The 15,482-nt window shown below is 58.3% G+C and carries 9 protein-coding genes; 5 read left to right on the forward strand and 4 right to left on the reverse strand.

Annotation, left to right across the window (positions count from 1 at the left end; translation table 11 throughout):
- Nucleotides 1–74: 74 nt before the first annotated feature.
- The 4 genes from hmsP to bcsE all read right to left on the reverse strand — a co-directional run bounded on the left by hmsP (nt 75) and on the right by bcsE (nt 5,987).
- Nucleotides 75–2,087 (reverse strand): biofilm formation regulator HmsP, encoded by a 2,013-nt coding sequence (gene hmsP, locus K5Y33_RS20025; RefSeq protein WP_222235024.1) that lies wholly within the window; start codon nt 2,085–2,087, stop codon nt 75–77.
- 540 nt (nt 2,088–2,627) lie between these two features.
- Nucleotides 2,628–4,259 (reverse strand): cellulose biosynthesis protein BcsG, encoded by a 1,632-nt coding sequence (gene bcsG / locus K5Y33_RS20030; protein ID WP_137384895.1) that lies wholly within the window; start codon nt 4,257–4,259, stop codon nt 2,628–2,630.
- Nucleotides 4,252–4,440: a cellulose biosynthesis protein BcsF gene (locus tag K5Y33_RS20035; protein ID WP_192414390.1), complete on the reverse strand. Its 189-nt coding sequence runs from the start codon at nt 4,438–4,440 to the stop codon at nt 4,252–4,254. Before K5Y33_RS20035 ends, bcsG begins: the two co-directional genes overlap by 8 nt.
- Complete coding sequence (gene bcsE / locus K5Y33_RS20040; RefSeq protein WP_222234967.1) at nt 4,437–5,987, reverse strand: cellulose biosynthesis protein BcsE; 1,551 nt, start codon at nt 5,985–5,987, stop codon at nt 4,437–4,439. The genes K5Y33_RS20035 and bcsE overlap by 4 nt, the downstream gene beginning before the upstream one ends.
- A gap of 195 nt (nt 5,988–6,182) precedes the next feature.
- On the opposite strand from bcsE, the gene bcsR reads away from it, so the two are divergent.
- From bcsR to bcsC, 5 genes are read left to right on the forward strand one after another with little or no spacing between them, the layout of a single operon-like run.
- Complete coding sequence (gene bcsR / locus K5Y33_RS20045) at nt 6,183–6,377, forward strand: cellulose biosynthesis protein BcsR (protein WP_101763788.1); 195 nt, start codon at nt 6,183–6,185, stop codon at nt 6,375–6,377.
- Nucleotides 6,377–7,108 carry a cellulose biosynthesis protein BcsQ gene (bcsQ, locus tag K5Y33_RS20050; RefSeq protein WP_222234968.1) on the forward strand — a complete coding sequence of 244 codons (732 nt, stop codon included), beginning with the start codon at nt 6,377–6,379 and terminating at the stop codon, nt 7,106–7,108. The genes bcsR and bcsQ overlap by 1 nt, the downstream gene beginning before the upstream one ends.
- Nucleotides 7,105–9,708: a UDP-forming cellulose synthase catalytic subunit gene (gene bcsA, locus K5Y33_RS20055; RefSeq protein WP_222234969.1), complete on the forward strand. Its 2,604-nt coding sequence runs from the start codon at nt 7,105–7,107 to the stop codon at nt 9,706–9,708. The genes bcsQ and bcsA overlap by 4 nt, the downstream gene beginning before the upstream one ends.
- 15 nt (nt 9,709–9,723) lie before the next feature.
- Nucleotides 9,724–12,009, forward strand: a complete 2,286-nt coding sequence (gene bcsB / locus K5Y33_RS20060) for a cellulose biosynthesis cyclic di-GMP-binding regulatory protein BcsB (RefSeq protein WP_222234970.1) — start codon at nt 9,724–9,726, stop codon at nt 12,007–12,009.
- Nucleotides 12,002–15,391 (forward strand): cellulose synthase complex outer membrane protein BcsC, encoded by a 3,390-nt coding sequence (gene bcsC / locus K5Y33_RS20065; RefSeq protein ID WP_222234971.1) that lies wholly within the window; start codon nt 12,002–12,004, stop codon nt 15,389–15,391. Before bcsB ends, bcsC begins: the two co-directional genes overlap by 8 nt.
- Nucleotides 15,392–15,482 lie beyond the last annotated feature (91 nt).

Genomic DNA, 15,482 nt, shown 5'->3' on the forward strand with positions numbered 1-15,482 from the left:
TCTAACTATGAACTGAAACGCTTCAGCACAGCGCTTCGCTACAATTTTGTAAGGAAAATCAATAACCAAGGTGATTATTCAGGGAGTTGCGAGCTATTGAGCCAGCGTTGGTTAAAGATGTGGAGCGGCAGCGCTTCAGCGTATAAGTAGCCTTGCCCTATAGTAATTCCGCGCGCCAGCAGCCAGTCGCGCTGCTCGGCGGTTTCCACACCTTCGGCGATGACGTCGAGGTGAATGATGTCGGCAATCGCCGCCACGATGCGCACCATGGTGTCGTCATCCGGCAGCGCGGCGACGAAGCTGCGATCCATTTTCAGCTTATTTACCGGCAGCGCTTTGAACTGATGCAGATAGTTGAGGTTGGAGTAACCCATCCCGAAATCATCGAGCGCTACCCCCACGCCGGTTTGCTGCAGCAAGCGCAGCAGCGCAATCGCCTGTTCGGCATCGCCAATCTGCGCGGTTTCGGTGATTTCCAATACGAAGTTGCCCGGCGCGATGCGATGGCGCTCCAGCAAGCCCTGCAAATGGCTGACCATGCTGGCATCACGCAGCTGCACCGCCGAGATATTGACGCTGAGCGGGATGTTAATGCCCTGCTTCTGCCAGCCGGCCAGAATGCGGCAGGCTTCTTCAAATACCCAGCGGCCAATGGCCGAGATCACGCCAATCTCTTCGGCGCTGGCAATAAACTCTTCCGATAATCCGTAGCTGCCATCCGGCATGCGCATGCGCAGCAGCGCTTCGGCACCGGCCAGCTCGCCGGTTTCCATATTGATTTGCGGCTGGAGATAAAGAGCAAACTGCTCGTCCTGCAGACCTTGCAAGATGTCGTGTTCCTGCGTTAAACGCTTTTGCGCCCGCTCGGTGAGCGCCGGATCGAAAAACAGAATCTGGTTTTTGCCCTGATGCCGCGCCGACATCATCGCCGAGGTGGCGCGATCGAGCTGTTCGCTGGCCGAGATGCTGCTCTCTTCGTGCAGCGCCAGGCCAATGCTGGCGTTCGGACGCAGCTGCAGCTGTTGCAGGTTCACCGGCTGATTAATGCGAATCATCAGGTTACGCGCCAGGCGCATGGCGCGGAACGGATTGTGCGCGCGTTTCATCAGCAAGGCGAAGTCGCTGGGCCCGGTTTGCGCCAGCAGTGAGTGATCGTCAACGGTGCTGCGAATCTTCTCCACCAGCGTCAGCATCAGCGTATCGCGCTGCTCATCGCTCAGCACGCCGTTGGCTTCCTGCAGCGTTTCAATGCGAATCACCATCAAGCCCCACGCCTGACGATTGTGGCGATGGCTGATGTGCTGTTCGAGCAGCGCAAGGAACAGCGCGCGATTGGGCAGATCCGTAACGGCAAAATGCGTGGTCATGCGGCTCATTTCGTCGTGAATCGACTCCAGCACCTGCTGGTTGCGGTTGTAGCTGCGGATCAACATGCCGATTTCATCATCGCGATGATTATTCGGCAGCTTCATTTTGTGGGTCAGAATCGCCTGCGGCGGCAGCTCCTGTAAATCACGCGAAAGATCGCGCAGCGGATGCACAATCAAGCGGTTGATACACCAGCTAATGGCGATCGAGAGAATCAGCGCCAGCAGCAGGTAGGTGGTGATCATGGTGGATAACGTGCTGAGCAGGAACTGATAGACGCGGGAGGAATCAGCCTGTAGCACCAGATAGGCAATCGGCTTCGGCAAACCGGAACGCTCCACGGAATAGAGCGGCAGCGTGATTTGTACCGGCAGCTCAAACAGGCGTGCGACCCAGCGCGGCACCGGTTTTTCCGGCGCAAAATCGGCGTGCAGCGCCTGGAAGGCATTTGGCAACACCACATCGGCGCGCGATAAAATACCGGCCGGTTTCAGGGTATTAAGGATGCGTTCGGCTTGCGGAATATCGGCTTTGAGCACCGCTTCGGAGAGTGGCTGACGCACGGTGTGCGCCACATTTTCCATTTGCTGGGCGTAGTCAATCCTGCGCTGCTGCACAAAGTGAAAGAGCTGGATGACAATAAAGATGCAGATGGTCACCATCGCCACGGCGGAAACCGTCGCCATCTGCTTTATCGTTAGAGAACGACTGACGCGCAACAAAACTTCTCCAGGCCACCAAAGGCGTGTAATGAGATGAAATTCGCAGCGAGTATATCCCAGGTCACGCGTTTTTTTCGCCGGGATAAAGGCGAAAAATAAGCAAGTTTGGTTATTTATGAAGTGATTCGGAATTATGCAGGTTTTGACGCGCATTCAAGCGCGCCTGGCCGTCATGGATGACAACCCCATGAGATTTGTAGCGATTGCGAGTGAATAATACGCGTTAATGCTGCAGCGCGGGTGTTGAGGCGACATCCCGAGCCGCTGAGCGAATGAGGGATTCCAGGGCGAGCCGCATGGATGCGGCGAGAGGTGGCGCTGAGCAGGAGCGAATCGCCACCGGTCCGTCAGGAATCGTGAATGAGTGAAGGCACCGCGAAGCGGCGGGTTGGGCTGGCGCAAGGCCCGGGAGTGCAGAGGGCGCGGCCAGGCGTCCTCTGCTCGGTCGCCGCACGTAGGTGCTGCAACTGCCTCAGCACATGGCGAACGAAAGTCGCTCCGCGCTTAACTGAGCGGCATCACACCATTAATGGCGCCCTACTGCGGATACGGCACCCAATCGCCGCCGTTCAGGCGGATCCACGGTTTACCCTGATACATCATCACCACCGCGTTATCGTTCTCAGACACCACCGGCGTCTGCGGCAAATTATCGGTCAGCACCGACATATTAACGTTCGGCGCGTTAAATACCTGGCCATCCACCACGCGCGACACGATTTCCGAGATCGCCATCAGGCTGGTAGGCGTCTCCACGCTAAGCGGCTGGCCCTGATGCGGTGCTTTCATGCCAACAAACTTAATGCCGACCGGCACATGGGTGATATCCGGACTGGGGATATCACGCAATCCTGACATCTGCATCTTGTCGCCCTGCAGCGCCGCGCCGTGTTCCGGCACCACCAGCACCATCACGCGACGGCCCGACTTCTCCAGATTGGTCAGGAAGGCATCGAGCTGATCAAACAGCACTTTGGCGCGCGGCTGCCAGTCTGCGCTGCGCGTACTGCCCAACTCGCGCGTACCGTCATGCAGCGGAATCAGGTTATAGAAGGTCGCGGAGCGCGCATCGCTGCTCTTGGTGCGATCGTCGAGCCAGCGCTGCATCAGCTGCGCATCATTAAATACCGGCGAGCCATCAAATGACGTCACCTCCGGCGAGATGCCCGCCTGCGACATCAGCGGCGCCTGCAGATTGCCCTCTTCACGCAGCTCCTTGAGATAGTTACCAAACACGCCGGTGTGATCCATCATCAACTGCTGTTTAAAGCCCAGCTTCGCCAGATTATCAAACAGATAGCAACGCTGATCGGTGGCTTTGTACAGATCGCTGTGCGAGCTCTGGCCGCAGCTGGCGCGCAGCAGACGAATCCCCGCCGGGCCGCTGTAACCGGTGGCAGAGTTGTAGTTGTTAAGCAGAATATCGAAGTGCTGCCACAGCGGATGATTACGCAGCTGCGCGACGTTCAAATCCGACCACGACAGCGAACAGATGTTGATCACCAGAATATCGAACGGCTGCGAATCAGCTGGCAAGGCGTCCGGGAAATGGGTCGCACGCTGGCGCTCGGCGTCGTAAAAACGGTTGAGCCACGCGGTGAGGTTGGCGCTGGTTGGCGGCGCGGATTGATCGAGGCCATCTGGCGCTTTCGCCGCTGGCGTATCGTTGAGCTTCACCGTCGGCGTGGCGGCGCTGTTCGGCAGTAAATTCATTGCCGGTCCGGCGATCGTCAGCACGTTGAGCCAGATCAGCATCAGCGACACCAGCACGGTGACGCGAATCCACTGCGCGATAAACAGATACAGCACCAGCAGTACAAAGCCCGCGCCAATCATCTCCCAGTTGATAAAGCGATTGGCAAGATCGAGCAGATAGCTGGGCGAGAAGCCTGCCAGCTGGCTGCCCTGGCTCATAATCGAATGGAGTCCCGGCAGCCAGGTATCGTGCCAGAACAGCGCCACGCCAATCGGCAGCGAAATCCACTGACGCAAGCGATGCAGCCGCACGCCCGGCAGCGGGAACAGCAGCCACGCCAGAAACACCAGGTTACTTAGCGCGTGAAAATTAAGGTAGCCGTACCACAGCAGCGCAAATTTGATCAGGAAGTAAAAGTTCCAGCCGCCGAGGCCGCGCCACCACGAACCGTGCATCGTGAATCTGTTATTCATGTTTATCCGTTTTATGGGTTTTGCGTTGCCACTGTCCTTCTGATTTCAATGCGCGCGTCGGCAGCAAACGCAGCAGCGGATTAGAGCCGCTACGCGCTCGTCCGCGCCCAAACAGTGATGTCAGGAACAGCAAAATCAGTAACAGCAGGATCGCCACCTGCACCCAATCCATCAGCGTCATTGGTGGCTTACTCCGTCGAGGTTAAGGGTAATCGGCTGCGGCGTTTGTGCCCCGCGCTCAGGCGCGGCGGTTTGCGTGCTGACTGGCGCAGCGGCCAGCGGCGCGGCCTGCCGGTCGCGCTGCGCCACCGGCGTCAGCTGACGAATTTTGTCCGCCTCCGACACGATCTGATTGTCTTCAAACCAGACGATACGATTGCTAAACAGCTCGTCGTGCGGCAGCGAGAAGATCGACTTCAGCGCGATATCCAAATCATTGAATCGGCATGAAGAGAGGAACAGATAGATGCGGTCGTTCACCAGCGTCACCAAATCGCCGAAGCGGCGCGGTTTACACAGCGTCAGAATCTGTTCGGGTTTCAGCTGCGGCACCGCGCGCAGCGCCACCATCAAGCCTTTGTCATTTTCCGGCAGCAGCGTATTGCTCATCAACTGCTGCACCGCCGCGCAAAAGGCATCCAGCGGTAAAAAGCCTTTCTGCTGTAGCGGCTGCAGCGCCTGCATCAGGGCATTGAGATTGGCAGGCACATGGCGCGAGAACTGCTGCCCCTGAATCCCTTCCAGCGTGGTAAGAAAGCGCGACAGGCTGGCCGCGGTCGGTACAATGGCATTCACGCCGCAGGCCAGCAGCAAACGCTCATCACTGTAGCGCAGCGTGGTACTGATTTCGCGCACCACAATCTTAAGCGCACTACCGCGTGAGCGACGCAAACTATGGACCATCGTTGCTAAAGAATTAACGTCTTGATTATGAACCAGACTAAAGATGACCGTGGCGGCGTTCGCCTGCTGCGCACGCGAGAACACGCTTTCGTTATCGCTAAACAATTGCCACTGCGTCGAAAGCGGCGGCGCGCCTTCCAGCACACCTTCCTGCGCAAGGAATTGGTTTTCATCATTGCGGCTTAAGGGAATATTTTGTTCCGCTTGATTAACGGCAATAAATTGATTATCGACATAACTCAAACGGATAGCGCGGTCGGCCAGTAATTTATCTGCCGCATACCACCAGTTAATTCGATAATGCCAACTGTCCTGCTGAAACTCCAAATGTGCGAGACCATCAAGCTGGCGAAAATAACCTTGCAGATGATTACGCAGGTGAATTATTGACGTACCGGAGGTGATCATTAACAACGTAATTTGTTTTTTAGATAACAAACGGCGCATGCGCTTAAGCCAGAAGATTAACTCATCGGGCGATAATTTTCCCCACAGCGCGGCATTACTATAAAAAATCACCAGGCCACTGCGACTATTCAGCACACGGGAAAAATCACTTTCCAGCTGCTTTAGGCTGCGTTTATTAGCCGGCAGTGAAAATAACGGCATACGCGCTGGACCGCCGATGGGATCGGGCGTCAAAAGCGCCTGCGGTTTCTCATCCGCACTGATGAGCGTAGCCGCCTTTTGTTGGCTAACTACCTGACGCAGCAGCGTTCGCGCATCTTCCTGACGCTGGCTGGTAATCCAGTAAAACCCCGGATTCTGCAGAGTATTTAATTCCTGCTGAATCTGCTGCAGGCCAAGCGCATAATGTTTTTTCATATTTGATTCGCGATCGATACAATCCAGGCTAGTTTAATCGAGACAGCCGCAATTGGAACGGGTGAAATAAAAAATAGCGTATTAGCGCAAATCATATTGATCTGTGGATAGCATTTGTCTTTACTTCAGGTTTAAACTTTACAAAAAATAAAACCACAATTCATCCGTTGTCGATTTTTCGGTGGCAAAAAAATAATGAAAACAGAGAATGCATTTTCGCTGAATGCGACTAGCAGCGAAGAGCACGATGACATTACAGCCTTAAGTGATGCCTTTTCCCTTAAGGCATTTCGCTACATTGATATTGCCCGCGAAGCGCGACTGAATACCATTATGACGCGCTGGCCATTGCTGCGTGAAATAAGCGCCGCACAGGAGTCAGAACGTTAATGCCTGTTATTGCATTACAAGGATTGCGTGGCGGTTGTGGCGCTACCTCGCTGAGCGCCGCACTCGGCTGGGCGTTTAACGCGCTGCAGCAATCGGTGCTGGTTATCGATTTTTCCCCGGTAAATCAGCTAGCTACCCATTTTAATATGCCGCTCGACCGCGCTCAGGGCTGGGCGCCCGCGCTGCTCGAACAGCAAGCGTGGCAGCAGTGCGCTCAGCGCTATCAAGCAGGGCTGGATTTCCTGCCGTTTGGCGCACTCACGTCGCAACAGTACGCCAGCATCAGCGCTATCAACGCAGAATTTGCCGCACCGCTGCTACACGCGCTGCCGGTCCTGAAATCGCACTACGACTGGATTATTTTCGACATGCCAGCGGATCTGTTGCCGTGGCAGCGATCCCTGGTTACCACCGCCGATCGTCTGCTGCAGGTGCTAACGCTGGATGCCAACTGTCAGTTGCGTCTGCATCACGCGCGTTTTCCTGCGCACACGCTGTTTCTGATCAACCAGTTCAACGCCAACAGCCAGCTACAGCAGGATCTGCATCAGCTGTGGATCAGCTCACTGAAAAACCTGATTCCCCAAGTGATTCACCGCGATGAAGCGCTGGCGGAAGCGCTGATGATGAAACAGCCGGTGGGCGAATATCGGCCGCATGCGCTGGCCAGCGAAGAGATCAACACGCTGGCTAACTGGCTGCTGCTGCATGTGCCGGGAGGCGCGGCGTGAATCCATTACGCTGGCTGCTGATGCCGCAAGCATGGCAGGCGCTGCAACGCCGCGCTCAGCTGGCGCATCAGCACGGCGCGGGCCGTTTCACCATCGCGCTGCATTTAATGTGGTGCATACTCGCGTGGTCGCTGTTGCGGCTGGAAACCCCCGGTTGGCAGCGCATCCTGCAACATCGTCAACGTTACTACCCGCAAATTTCGCTGCTGCGCCCACGTCCGCTTGACCCGCTGCGCTATGCACTGCAAAGCCTGTGGCTGATGCTGGTATTGCCGCTGGATAAACGCACGCGTAAAAGTTTCAGCGTCAAACCGCTGTTCCGCTGGCGCGAGCCGCTCTATCAGTGGCTCGGTGCGCTGCCGGCACGGCTGGAACGAAACCGGTTCGCCCAGCGCAGCGAACAACGTATTCAGGCGCTGCCCGCGTGGTTGCGGCAGCTGCTGTTTATCGTGGCAGCGATTGTCGCCAGCCTGCTGGCGCTGCTGTGCATCTCGCAGCCCTTCGGCATCACTACGCAGTTTGTCTTCGTGCTGCTGTTATGGGGATTGGCGATGCTGGTGCGTCGCGTGCCGGGCCGCTTGTCCACCATCATGCTGATCGTGTTATCGCTGACGATTTCCTGCCGTTATCTGTGGTGGCGCTACACCGAAACCCTCAACTGGGACGACCCGATCAGCCTGACGTTTGGCTTGCTGCTGATAGGTGCAGAAACCTATGCGTGGGCGGTATTAGTGCTGGGTTATTTCCAGACGCTGTGGCCACTCAATCGTCAGCCGGTCTCGATGCCGCCGGAAATCACCTCGTGGCCGAGCGTCGATATTCTGGTACCGACCTACAATGAACCGCTGAGCGTCGTGAAACCGACCCTCTACGCGGCGATGGGCATCGACTGGCCGCAGGACAAGCTCAATATATACCTGCTGGACGACGGCACGCGCGAAGAGTTCCGCGAGTTTGCCGGCAGCATCGGCGTCAATTACGTGGTGCGTCCCACCCACGAACACGCCAAAGCGGGCAACATCAACCATGCTTTGAAAGCCGTGTGCCGCAGCGAATATGTTGCCATTTTTGACTGCGACCATGTGCCGACGCGCTCGTTTCTGCAGCTGACGATGGGCTGGTTCCTGAAAGATCATCGGCTGGCGATGCTGCAAACGCCGCACCACTTCTTCTCACCCGATCCGTTTGAACGTAACCTCGGTCGCTTCCGCCAGACGCCTAACGAAGGCTCGCTATTTTACGGTTTGGTGCAGGATGGCAACGATACCTGGGATGCGGCGTTCTTCTGCGGCTCTTGCGCCATATTGCGCCGAACTGCGCTGGATCAGATCGGCGGCATTGCGGTAGAAACCGTCACCGAAGATGCGCACACCTCGCTGCGTCTGCATCGCCAGGGTTACACCTCGGCATATATTCGTATTCCGCAGGCTGCGGGTCTGGCCACCGAGAGTCTGTCCGCGCATATCGGTCAGCGTATCCGCTGGGCGCGCGGTATGGTGCAGATTTTCCGCCTCGATAACCCGCTGTTCGGCAAAGGGTTAAAGCTGGTGCAGCGCCTGTGTTACGCCAACGCCATGCTGCACTTTCTCGCCGGGATTCCGCGTCTGATCTTCCTGCTGGCACCGCTGGCGTTTCTGCTGTTCCACGCCTACATCATCTACGCGCCCGCGCTGGCGATCGCCATCTACGTGTTGCCGCACATGCTGCACACCAGTTTGACCAACTCGCGCATTCAGGGCCGCTGGCGACATTCGTTCTGGAGCGAAGTGTATGAAACTGTGCTGGCGTGGTACATCGCGCGGCCAACCACGGTGGCGCTGTTTAATCCGCACAAAGGCAAATTCAACGTTACCGCCAAAGGTGGTTTGGTGGCCGAACGTCATCTCGATTGGGTGATTACCAAGCCGTACATGATGCTGGTGCTGCTGAATATCGCCGGTATTGGCATGGCCTTCTGGCGCATGGCGTACGGTCCGGCCAACGAAATGCTCACCATTTGGGTCAGTTTGGTGTGGGTGATTTACAACATGATTATCCTCGGCGGCGCGGTGGCGGTATCGGTTGAAGCGCGTCAGATCCGCGAAGCGCATCGTGTGGAAATCGCCATGCCCGCCGCCATCGCACGTGAAGATGGACACATGGTGCCGTGCACGCTGCGTGACTATTCCGACGGCGGCGTGGGCGTTGAGCTGCGCGAAGCCGATGCGCTGAAAGAGGACGAAACCGTGTCGCTGCTGCTGCGCCGTGGTCAGCAAGAGTTCAGCTTCCCGTGTCAGGTGCAGCGCGTGTTTGGCCGTCGCGCCGGGATTCGCCTGCATCAACTCACGACGCGCCAACACATTGAATTTATTCAGTGCACCTTCGCTCGCGCCGATACCTGGGCGCTGTGGCAGGATGGCTTCCCGGAAGATAAACCGGTGCAAAGTCTGGCCGACATTATGGTGCTGGGTTTTAAAGGCTATCTGCGTCTGGCCGAGTATGGACCTGCGCCGCTGCGCCGCTTATTCCGTGGCCTCACCGCGTTGGTGAGTTGGCTGGCGACACTGCTACCGCAGCGTATTGACCGCCAGCCTGCGACGATCAAAACCGATTTTACTTAAGTTGATGATATGACCATGACGAAAAAACTGAGTTGGTTCACCGCCCTGCTGCTGGGCTGCGTCTCTGTGGTGCAGGCCGCGCCGCTGACTTCTGGCGCCATGACTGCGCCGCAGCCGTTACCGGAGGTGAATGCGCGGGTCGACGCCAACGCGCCGCTGCGTGACAGCCAGCTGGTGTTTAATCAGGTCGCTCCGCCGCCCGGCAGCATGACGCTGCGCGGTACCGAACCGAGCAGCCAGATTGAGTTCGGCGTGCGCAGCGATGAAGTGGTGACGCGCGCGCTGCTGAATCTGAGCTATCGTCCCTCGCCGGCGCTGATTCCGACGCTGTCGCAGCTCAAAGTCTATCTCAACGATGAGCTGGTGGGATTGGTGACGGTCACCGCCGAGCAGCTCGGCAAAGAGAACCAAACGCAAATCCCTATCGATCCGCGCTTTATCAGCGACTTCAACCGCGTGCGGCTTGAGCTGGTAGGTCACTATGCCAACGTATGTGAAAACCCGGCCAACAGCACCATCTGGCTGGATATCGGCAAAGCCAGCAAACTCGATTTGACGCTGCAGAAGCTGCCGCTGAAGAACGATCTGTCGCATTTCCCGGAGCCGTTCTTAGATACGCGCGACAGCCGTCCGTTGCAGCTGCCGATGGTCTTCAACGCCCAGCCGAATCTGCTGCAACAGCGTGCGGCCGGGATTCTGGCTTCCTGGTTTGGCAGTAAAGCGCAGTGGCGCGGACAATCCTTCCCGGTGCTGTATAACCAACTGCCTAAAGAGCAGCATGCGGTGGTGTTTGCCACCAACGATCATCGCCCCGACTTCCTGAAAGATCTGCCGCCAGTGGAGAAACCGACGGTGGAGATGGTGAATCAGCCGGATAATCCGTACGAGAAGATGCTGCTGATCCTCGGCCGTGACGATAACGACCTGCTGACCGCCGTCGAAGGCATTGCGCAAGGCCAGCTGCTGCTGCGCGGTGACAGCTCAACCATCGACAGCGTAAAACTGCTGGCCGCGCGCCAGGCGTACGACGCACCGAACTGGGTGCGCACCGATCGCCGCACCACCTTTGCCGAGCTGACGCAGTATCAAAATCAGCTGCAGGGCGACGGTTTGCAGCCGAATCCGATCAGCCTGACGCTGAATCTGCCGCCGGATCTGTTCCTGGTGCGCGCACGCGGCATCGATATGGATCTGCGCTACCGCTACACCTCGCCGATTCAGCAGGATGGCTCGCGTCTCGCGGTGCATCTCAACAATCAGTTCATGCAGGATTATCCGCTGACGCAGAAAGATACCGCCGGTCAGCAGCTGATGCGCATCCCGCTGATGCAGGGTTTGCAGGACAGCAATCGCCAGTTGACCATTCCGGCGCTGCGCCTCGGCGTGGTAAATCAGCTGCGTTTTAACTTTGATTACGCCAACACCTTTATTGGCGGTACCGCCGATGGCCGCTGTGAAACCGTCACCGCCGTCGGACATCACGTGGTGATTGACGATACCTCGAGCATCGATTTCTCCGGCTATCGTCACTACATCGAAATGCCGTCGCTGGGCGCCTTCGCCAACGCCGGTTTCCCGTACAGCCGCTACGCCGATCTGGCGCAAACGCTGGTGCTGGTGCCATCCAGGCCGAGCAATGACGAAGTCAGCACGCTGCTGAATGCGCTCGGCAGCATCGGCGCACAAACCGGTTATCCGGCGCTGCGCGTGCAGATGAGCGATGACTGGAGCAAAGCGAAATCGGCGGATGCGGATATGTTGATGATCGGCGGCATTCCGCAGGATCTGCAGGACGACACGAAGATCTCGCTGCTGGCCGATGCCGCCCGCAGCTGGATCAGCATGCCCGCACGCAGCAACGCAGCAGCTAACGTACCGATTTCTGACAGTGAACGCGCGGTAGAAAGCCAAACCACTATTAGCTCACGCGGGCCGATGGGCGCGATTGTCGGGTTCCAGTCACCGTTTAACGATCAACGCAGCGTCGTGGCATTGCTGGCCGACAGCCCGCGCGGCTGGGAATTGCTGAATAACGCGCTGCTCGACAGCGGCAAACGCACGGCAGTGTTCGGTACCGCCACGGTGATCCGTGAATCGGGCGTTAACAGCATCCGCGTCGGCGATACCTATTACGTAGGTCACCTGCCGTGGTGGGAACGCCTGTGGAATCTGCTGGCCATCCATCCGGTGTGGCTGGCGATTTGCGCGGTGGTGGTCGTGGTTCTGTTTGCGCTGATGGCGTGGCGTTTAATGCGCATGGTCAGCCGTCGCCGTCTGGCCGAGCTGGATGACGATGAATAAGCTGCAGCTGGGATTGCTGATCAGTAGCACACTCGGGGTGTTGGCCGGCGCGACTGCCGCCCCGATCGGTCCCCAGGTTTCGCCTGTTGAGTGGCTGCTGATGCAGATTCGTACCGGCGAATCGACCAACAAAATCGATTTGGTACAGCAATCGCTCTATCGGCTGGAAAAAATCGATCCTGATAATCCGCAGGTGCTGGCGGCGCAAATCCGCATGGCACTGCGCCAGGGCGACCAGGCCAAAGCGCAAAAACTGCTGGATGAACTGAAGCGCGTGGCACCGAATGCCGCCGCCACGCGTGAATCAGCAGCCGGATTGCGTCTGGTGACTGCGGAAGGGCGTCAGCAGCTGCAGCAGGCGCGACTGCTGGCCACCGCCGGGCATGTCGTCGAAGCCAAAGCCGCGTGGGACGCGCTGTTCCAAGGCGTGTTCCCCGATGTGAATACCGAGCTGGAGTATTGGCGGCTGGTGGCGCGTTTACCCGGCCAGCAGCCGCAAGCGTATCAACAGTTGCAGGCGCTTGAGCAGCGCTATCCCGGCAACATCGGCGTAGAACTGCAGCTGGCGCGCATGGCGTTTGATAACAATCAGCCGGGCGAAGCCTTTACCCAGCTGCGTCGTCTCGCCAACCGCAACGGCGGGCGCGATGCCGCTTCCGAGCTGTGGCTACAGCAGATCCAGAATCAGCCGGTGAGCGAAAGCAGCGTCGCCAGCCTGCAGCAATATCTGCAAACCTTTACCGAGGGCGATGCCCAGCAGCGCGGTCAGCAAGAGCTGGCGCGTCAGCAACAACTGCTCGCCGATCCCCCGTATCGCCAGCGCATGCGTGGCTTAGCGCTGGTGGATGCCGGTGGCGGCGCCAATGCGATTGCCGCGCTCAATGCCGCGCTAACCGCCAATCCCAACGATGCTGAACTGATGGGCGCGATGGGCCAGGCGCAGGCGCGAGCCAACAATCGCGCCGCCGCCATTCGCTGGCTGGAGAAAGCGATACAGGCCGGTCAGGCCAGCACGCAGATCGGCAAATGGCAGTCGCTGCTGCAAACCAACCGTTACTGGCTGGCGATCAACAATGGCGATGCGGCGCTGAAAAAAGGCGATATCGCCGCGGCGGAAGGGTATTACCGCAGCGCGCAAGCGCTGGATAATCGTGATAGCTGGGCGCTGATTGGCTTGGGTGATGCCGCGCTGGCGGGTAAAAATTCTGCGCAGGCTGAGCATTATTGGCAGCAGGCGCTGCGTTTAGATCGCAGCAATAGCACGGCGAAACGTCGTCTGCTACAGCTGCGCACCGATGCGCTGATGGCCGAAGCCGATGCGTTGGCGCAGCAAGGCCAATGGCATCAGGCGGCGGAGAAGTATCGCCAGGTAGCGCAGGCGAATCCTGATGATATCTGGCTGGTTTATCGACTGGCTGGCGCACTGCGCAACGGCGGCGAAGAAACTCAGGGCGCGCAGGTGATGGACGCGATGGTGCGCCAGCATCCACAGGAACCCACAGCGCTGTATGCGTCGGCGCTGTGGCTGGCTTCTGGCGACCGCGATGACGCGGCGCTGGCCACCTTGCATCGCCTGCCCGCTGCGCGCTGGGACAGCAACATGCATGAGCTGGCCGATCGTCTCGAGCAGGACAAAGTGTTTACCCGCGCCAGTGATTTACGCACGCGCGGCGATGAAACGGCGGCGATTGCATTACTACAACAGCAACCCGCTTCTATCCGCCGCGATATCACGCTGGCCGATTGGGCGCTGGAGCGCGGCGACGCCCGCAGTGCGCTGGCGAGCTATCAACAGGTGCAGCAGCAAGACCGTAAAAACGGCGATGCGGCGCTGGGTCGTATCGAAGCCTTGATCGCCTTAAAACGCCCTGCTGAAGCGCAACGCGCGTTACAAGCCTTGCCGCCAGGCGTGGCGCAGCAAGGTGTGAACAGCGGTCGGCGCGTGGCGCTCGCCTGGCAGAACAGTGGCGATGCGGTTCGTGCTCAACAGATTTTTGCTGAGCTGAAAACCCGCGCGGCGCAACAGGCCGCGTCACAGGAAAAAGCGTTGGTGTTTCGCGATGCGGCGCGGCTGGAAACGCAGCTGCAACAACCCGCACAAGCGCAGCAGGATTATCAACGGGCGATGGCCGCGAGCGGCATCAGCCCGGATGTGCCACAGGATAACGATCGTTATACGCAATTAACCCGCAATCAGGCGCAGGATGACTGGCTGAAACGTAGCATCCGCAGCGACGCCGCCGATCTTTATCGTCAGCAGGACACCACGTTCACGCTGGAGCAGGATTACTCGCGCAACAAAGGCAACGGCGGCACTTCCGATTTCACCGCCCATACCACCATGATGCAGGCGGAAACACCGCTGGCCGATGGCCACAGCTTTGTGCGTGTCGATCATGTGCGGGTTTCAGCCGGCACTTTCTCCACCAGCAACGGCAGCCACAGCGAGCAGTTCGGCAGCTGTAACGATGACAATTCCGGCGGATGCAGCCGCGACTTTACTCAGCACGATGAAGGCACCGCGCTGGGCGTGGGCTGGCATAACGATCGCTGGTCGGCTGATTTCGGCACCACGCCGCTCGGCTTCGAGACCCGCAACTGGGTCGGCGGCGTCAGCTGGAGAACCGACGTCAAAGACATTGGCCTGACGTTCACCGCATCACGCCGACCGATCTCCAGCTCGCTGCTGGCGTACGCAGGCGCGCGCGATCCCGCAGCGAACGGCGGCAAAACCTGGGGCGGCGTGGTGGCAACCGGCGGCTCGCTCGGACTGAGTTATGATCAGGGCGGCGCGCATGGCGTGTGGGGCGATATCAGTGCGCATCAACTCAGCGGTGATAACGTGGCGGATAACAGCCGCGAACGCCTGATGGCGGGCTATTACTACAAGCTGATTAATGACGATAATCGCCGCGCCACCGTGGGCCTGAACAGCATGCTGTGGCATTACCAGAAGGATCTCAGCGACTACACCTTCGGTCAGGGCGGCTATTACAGCCCGCAGCAATATTTCTCGCTGTCGCTGCCGATGACCTATCGCCAGCGCACAGAGAACTGGTCGTTTGATCTCGGCGGCTCGGTTTCCTGGTCGCAATCGCATACCGACGGGCAGCAGCGCTATCCGGTCAATCCTGGCTTTACGCTGGCGTCGAATCCCACCTCAGACAGCAGTTCGGGTAGAGGTTTTGGCTACACGCTGCAGGCGCTGGTGGAGCGACGCATTACGCCGCATTGGTCGGTGGGCCTGGCGATGGATATACAGCAAGCGAAAGATTACACCCCAAGCCACGGTTTGATTTTCATGCGCTACTCAATGTCCGGCTGGAATGGCGATATGGATATGCCGCCACAACCGCTGACGCCGTATGCGGATTTTAAATAGCACTTCGGACGTAGCTCACATTAACTCTGACGCCTGAGAGTCTTTAACGGCACACATTTTAGTGTACAATGTACTCCTTGAAGGCAAAGGA

The organism is Pantoea sp. DY-17, from assembly GCF_019795975.1.
GTDB lineage: Bacteria > Pseudomonadota > Gammaproteobacteria > Enterobacterales > Enterobacteriaceae > Pantoea > Pantoea leporis.